Below are 5264 nucleotides of genomic sequence, written 5' to 3' on the forward strand. Positions count from 1 at the left end.
TTCCTTGGTAAGGAAGAGGTTCACCAGTTCGATTCTGGTCATGGGCTCCAAATTATGCTAAAGATTTATTCCGGCATAAAGTAAGGTGTTATTTGCCAGCCTAATAGTTAGGCGATGTAAGCAAATCAAAAATAAACGTCAAGGGGTTGAAAGTGGACAGAGTACTTATTGCTCTTGCCTGTACTGAGTGCAAGAGAAAAAATTATACAACGACCAAAAACAAACGCAGTACTCCGGACAAGATTGAATTTAAAAAATATTGCAAGTTCTGTAATAAACATCTCGTCCATAAAGAAACAAAAATAAAATAATTTACCATGCAGGTCAGTAGCTCCAATTGGTAGAGCTCCGGACTCCAAATCCGGCTGTTGGGGGTTCGACTCCCTCCTGACCTGCCATTTTTTTTATGGCCTCCTGATCGGTATTTAATGTCGGTCAGTTAGGTGTAAGTAGGTAAATCATCGGTGAAATATGTCGAGATTACAGAAAAAAAAGCCTCAAAGTGAAAAACGAAAGCGTGCTGTTGAAATTGACGGCGATACAGGTGTTGCTGTAAAATCGACTGCGCCAGGGAAGCTGATGCAGCCATCATCTGCAGCCAGGCCTGAAAAACCGGTGGGACAGCCTGGGGTAGATAATCTTTTTGCAAGGACAGCAGAGTTTTTTCGGGAAGTAAAGGTTGAGTTAAAAAAAGTTGTCTGGCCGACCCGGAAGCAGACAACCGGAACAACGGTTGTGGTCATTATTTTCGTGTTTATCGTTGCTGTTTTTCTGGGCGTTTTTGATTACAGTCTGTCCAAGCTTGTTCAAGTTGTCCTTACTTAGACTAAGGGAAATAAGATGTCTTTAAAATGGTATGTCGTCCACGTTTATTCCGGTCATGAGCAAAAGGTGAAGCTTGCCCTGGAAGAAAAAATCCAGGGTTTAAAACATCCGGAAAAATTCGGGGACGTCCTGATTCCTTCCGAAAATGTTGTTGAGTTGGTGGATGGAAAAAAAAGGCAGTCTTCCAGGAAGTTTTATCCTGGATATATTCTCGTGCGTATGCATCTGGATAACGAGACGTGGCATATTGTCAGCTCCACTGCAAAGGTTACCGGTTTTCTTGGTGGAAAAAATAAGCCTGCCCCCATAAGTGACAGAGAAGCCCAGATCATTATTGAAAAGATGGAGCAGGGTAAGGAGAAACCCCAGCCCAAATATTATTTTGAGCCGGGAGATGATGTGCGCGTTATTGACGGACCTTTTTCAAGTTTCATCGGTACTATCGAAGAAGTGTCTCCGGATAAGGAGAAGGTCAAAGTGCTGGTCAGCATTTTCGGACGCGCCACTCCAGTCGAATTAAATTTTATACAGGTAACCAAGATTTAGTCGGGTTATAAATAAAGAGTTTCAGGAGTAATAAAATGGCAAAAAAAGTAATGACACAGATTAAGCTTCAGGTTCAAGCCGGCAAGGCAAATCCGTCCCCCCCCATTGGTCCGGCTCTGGGGCAGCACGGTGTCAACATTATGGATTTCTGTAAAGCGTTTAACGCTAAAACCGCTAATGATGCAGGACAGATTATTCCGGTAGTTATCACTGTATATCAGGATAGGTCTTTCAGTTTTATAACCAAAACCCCGCCTGCTTCAAGATTGCTTCTGGCCGCAGCCAAGCTTTCCAAGGGGTCTGGAGAGCCGAATCGCGAAAAAGTCGGCAAGGTGACAAGAGATCAGGTTTTTGCGATTGCAGAAACCAAAAAGCCGGATTTGAATGCCTCGGATATTGATGCTGCCGTGAGAATTATTGAAGGCACTGCAAAAAGTATGGGAATAGAAGTCGTTTAACTTTCAAGTATAAGAGTGATTAAAATGCCTAAGCGGAGTAAAAAACATAACGAAGCACTGAGCAAAGTGGACAGAATGGTTCAGTATGGACCCAAAGATGCCCTGGAAATTGCTGTATCTTCCAGTTATGCAAAATTTGACGAAACGGTTGATGTCGCCGTAAGGTTGGGGGTTGACCCGCGGCATGCAGACCAGATGATTCGCGGAACCGTTGTTCTGCCCAATGGACTGGGTAAAGAGGTAAAGGTCCTGGTTTTTGCCAAAGGTGAAAAAGAACAAGAAGCCCTTGATGCAGGCGCAGACTTCATTGCCACAGACGAGATCGTTGAGAAAATTAAGGACGGATGGTTCGGGTTTGATAAAGCAATTGCTACACCGGATATGATGGGTACCGTCGGTAAACTGGGGCGTATCCTTGGTCCAAGAGGGCTTATGCCCAATGCAAAAACCGGTACCGTTACATTTGAACTTGCCAAGGCCATCAACGAAGTAAAAGCCGGTAAAATTGATTTTAGGGTTGAGAAAGCCGGTATCGTGCATGTCCCTGTTGGTAAAGTATCCTTTGGTCCCGAGAAGCTGTTGGAAAATGTAACCGTCTTTCTTGATAAGGTTGTCTCTCTCAAGCCTGCGGCAAGCAAAGGAACTTATCTGAAATCCATCTGCGTATCTTCAACAATGGGTCCTGGTATTAAAGTAGATCCTTTGTTGATAAATGGTTGATTAAATAAGTAATAAGCGTGTTTGGTGTTTGTTAAACGAAACACGCTTAAACCTGTCCTAGACAGTAGGTGCATATGATATGCATAATCGGATTTGCCGGCCTGCCGAGACAGAAAATAAATTTTGTTTTGGTTTCGTTGGCACCTTCGATACTAATTTATTTATGGAAGGAGGTGTAAAAAAATGCTGAATATTTCCCAGAAAAAAGAACTGGTCGAAAACCTTGCAAAGGATCTCGGCGATGCAGAGATTTCTTTCTTGGTAGACTACAAGGGTCTGACTGTGTCCCAAGTGACCGAACTTCGCGCAAAACTACGGGAAGTCGGTGCTCAAATGGCAGTTGTAAAGAATACCTTGATGAGACTGGCGGCCAAAGGGACCGGCTCCGAGGTCTTAATTGATCTTTTTAAAGGACCGAATGCGATCATCCTTTCCAAAGATGATCCTGTGGCACCTGCCAAGGTCATATCAGAATTTCTGAAAACCAATGAGAAAGTACAGCTCAAGGGTGGGGCCCTTGGCGGAAAATTTTTAAGCCCAGAAGATGTCACGCAGCTTGCGAAGATGCCTTCCAAAGAAGAGTTGCTGGCCAAACTGGTATATACACTTAATGCCGTTCCCACGAATTTTGTCAATGTGCTGGCTGGTGTTCCCAGATCTTTTCTTAATGTGCTTAATGCTGTTAAAGATCAAAAAGATGCAGCATAACTTAGAATAAACCAAAACTTTAAATTTATAAGTACGATTCAGATATTCGTATATTTTCAGGAGATAAAAATGGCTGATATTACAAAAGATGATGTAATTGAATTTATTTCAAATATGAGCGTTCTGGAACTTTCCGAACTTATTAAGGAACTTGAAGACAAATTTGGTGTCTCCGCAGCCGCACCTGTCGCCTTTGCTGCCGGTGCCATGCCTGCCGGCGCTGATGCAGGCGCTGCAGCAGAAGAAGAGAAAACAGAATTTGATGTTATCCTTGAGGTTGCCGGTGACAAAAAAATTAATGTAATCAAGGAAGTTCGTGCCATCACAGGTCTTGGGCTGAAAGAAGCCAAAGCACTTGTTGAAGAAGCTCCCAAAGCTGTAAAAGAAGGTATTGCCAAGGAAGAGGCAGAGAAAATCAAAGAACAGCTTGAGGGTGCCGGTGCTCAGGTGTCTGTAAAGTAGTTTAGCATAGCTGATAAGCACAAATATTTTGTGCATAAACTATACGCGGGGGCAAGGCCATTGGGTCGTGTCTCCGCTTTTACGGTTGGAAAAACTCACATCGGGAGATATCATGACCGGAAGTCTTTTGACGAACAAGCGTGTTAGAAAAGAGTTTGGCGGTAAATGTAAAATTATAGACATCCCTGATCTCATAGGGATGCAAAGAGAATCCTTTGAAGGTTTCCTTCAAAGGGATGTTTCCCCCCAGGACAGAGAGGAAAAGGGGCTGCATTCGGTTTTTAAATCCGTTTTTCCCATCAAGGATTTTACCGATACATCCTCCCTTGAATATGTCTCTTACTCCTTTGGGGATACCAAACACTCCATGCAGGAGTGTATCAGTCGCGGGATGACCTATGACATCCCGGTCAATATAAGGGTTCGGCTTGTCGTCTACGACTATGACAAAGATACAGGTGTGTCAACTATCCGTGATATAAAGGAGCAGGAAATATATTTTGGCACCATTCCATTGATGACGCCGAGGGGAACCTTCATCATCAATGGAACTGAACGTGCAGTTGTATCCCAGCTTCACCGGTCTTCCGGTGTTTTCTTTGATCATGACAAAGGAAAGAACTATTCCTCAGGTAAAATTATTTATAATGCGCGGATTATTCCAGTGCGTGGGTCCTGGATTGACATGGAAATTGATGCCAAGGATATTGTTTATATCCGTATTGACCGTCGGCGTAAATTTCCGGTTTCCATTCTTTTCAAGGCCTTTGGGTATACAGGGGAAGATATTCTTGACTTTTTTTACACCAAGGAAAAAATTGTCCGTAAAAACGGCTCTTATTTTAGAGAATTCATACCTGACAATTTGGTCCGCCAACGGGCCGGCTATGATATAAAATCTCCTGAAACCGGAGAGGTCGTGGTGAAGGCCGGTCGAATTTATATCATAGCCGGCCCGTTGGCNNGTCGTGGTGAAGGCCGGTCGAATTTTTACCAAACGTGCTTTAAAACAACTTGCCGATGAACATTTGGATTTTATTCCTATTTCTGAAAATGAACTCATCGGCAAAGCGTTCGCAAGTAATTTCTTCCTGGAAAGCAGTGACCAGGCTCCATTGTTTTACGCAGGTGCAGCCATTGCAGAGGACACCTTTGAACTGCTTGAAGAAAAAGATATTGATACCTTTGATATTCTTTATGTAGATCCCCGCAGTTCAGATTCCATGCGGAAAACCCTGTTGTCGGACAAGATAGAATCCAAGGAAGAGGCCTTAATGGATATTTATCGCAGGCTTCGTCCCGGCAATCCTGCTACCATTGAGGTAGCCCAGGATTTTATTGATCATCTGTTTTTCCGCCAGGCATATTATGATTTGTCTAAAGTGGGCCGTCTTAAGATGAATCATCGTCTCGGGGTGAATACGAAAATAGACGTAAAAACCCTGAGAAAAGAGGATGTGCTGCTTACGGCAGCGACGTTGATTGAACTCAAAGACACCCAGGGTCAGGTTGATGATATAGATCACCTTGGAAATCGGCGGGTCA

Annotated in this window: 7 protein-coding genes, 1 tRNA gene and 1 pseudogene; all 9 read left to right on the forward strand. The window is 43.6% G+C overall.

Annotated features, from left to right (window positions below):
- Window positions 1–152 precede the first annotated feature (152 nt).
- A complete protein-coding gene (gene rpmG, locus B3D59_RS03360) occupies window positions 153–311 on the forward strand; it encodes a 50S ribosomal protein L33 (RefSeq protein ID WP_040015969.1) in 159 nt (52 codons plus the stop codon).
- A gap of 10 nt (window positions 312–321) precedes the next feature.
- A tRNA-Trp gene (locus B3D59_RS03365) sits at window positions 322–398 on the forward strand.
- Window positions 399–471: 73 nt separating this feature from the next.
- On the forward strand, window positions 472–825 hold the full coding sequence (gene secE, locus B3D59_RS03370) for a preprotein translocase subunit SecE (protein ID WP_286817692.1): 354 nt from the start codon (window positions 472–474) through the stop codon (window positions 823–825).
- A gap of 15 nt (window positions 826–840) precedes the next feature.
- Window positions 841–1371 carry a transcription termination/antitermination protein NusG gene (nusG, locus tag B3D59_RS03375; RefSeq protein WP_286817693.1) on the forward strand — a complete coding sequence of 177 codons (531 nt, stop codon included), beginning with the start codon at window positions 841–843 and terminating at the stop codon, window positions 1369–1371.
- Between the two features lie 35 nt (window positions 1372–1406).
- Window positions 1407–1829, forward strand: coding sequence for a 50S ribosomal protein L11 (gene rplK / locus B3D59_RS03380; protein WP_286817694.1), 423 nt, complete (start codon window positions 1407–1409; stop codon window positions 1827–1829).
- A 24-nt stretch (window positions 1830–1853) separates the two neighbouring features.
- The gene (gene rplA, locus B3D59_RS03385; RefSeq protein ID WP_286817695.1) at window positions 1854–2549 is read left to right on the forward strand and encodes a 50S ribosomal protein L1; all 696 of its coding nucleotides are present in this window, start codon (window positions 1854–1856) and stop codon (window positions 2547–2549) included.
- Window positions 2550–2732: 183 nt separating this feature from the next.
- Window positions 2733–3257: a 50S ribosomal protein L10 gene (rplJ, locus tag B3D59_RS03390; RefSeq protein WP_286817697.1), complete on the forward strand. Its 525-nt coding sequence runs from the start codon at window positions 2733–2735 to the stop codon at window positions 3255–3257.
- Between the two features lie 78 nt (window positions 3258–3335).
- A complete protein-coding gene (gene rplL / locus B3D59_RS03395) occupies window positions 3336–3719 on the forward strand; it encodes a 50S ribosomal protein L7/L12 (protein WP_349676858.1) in 384 nt (127 codons plus the stop codon).
- Window positions 3720–3831: 112 nt separating this feature from the next.
- A pseudogene (locus B3D59_RS03400) lies at window positions 3832–5264 on the forward strand (DNA-directed RNA polymerase subunit beta); the annotation flags it as partial.

The sequence above is a fragment of the Desulfobacter sp. UBA2225 genome (assembly GCF_002348205.1).
Taxonomy (GTDB): domain Bacteria; phylum Desulfobacterota; class Desulfobacteria; order Desulfobacterales; family Desulfobacteraceae; genus Desulfobacter; species Desulfobacter postgatei.